We start from the raw sequence: 438 nt of genomic DNA on the forward strand, positions 1-438 counted from the left end.
GCGCCCCTTGGTGGCGCAGAACAGGTCGTTGCGGGTGGGGTCGTAGACCACGGCCTGCTCGATCTTGCCGTCGTACATCAACGCGATGCTGACGCAGTAGACCGGGAAGCCGTGGATGAAATTGGTGGTGCCGTCCAGCGGATCGATGATCCAGGTGTGCTTGCGCCCCTGGCCCTTGCCCTCCTGTCGTCCCGATTCCTCGGCCCAGATGCCATGGTCGGGGTAGGCCCCCAGCAGCGTGTCGATGATGGCACGCTCGGCCGCGTGGTCGATTTCGGTGACGAAATCGTTGGTTTGCTTGGCCGAGACGCGGACCGATTCGACGTCGAGCGCCGCGCGGTTGATGATGTTGCCAGCGGTGCGCGCAGCCTTGATGGCCACGTTGAGCATGGGGTGCAGATGGGAGGACATGGATTGTGCGAGGAACGGGGTAGGGCT

At 63.9% G+C, this 438-nt stretch carries 1 protein-coding gene; it reads right to left on the bottom strand.

The annotated features are described in order from the left end of the window. A partial coding sequence (locus CON77_RS15635; protein ID WP_304442161.1) for an inositol monophosphatase family protein occupies positions 1–411 on the bottom strand: 411 nt, incomplete at its 3' end. Between the last annotated feature and the right edge of the window lie 27 nt (positions 412–438).

Source organism: Macromonas nakdongensis (assembly GCF_002837145.1).
GTDB lineage: Bacteria > Pseudomonadota > Gammaproteobacteria > Burkholderiales > Burkholderiaceae_C > Macromonas_B > Macromonas_B nakdongensis.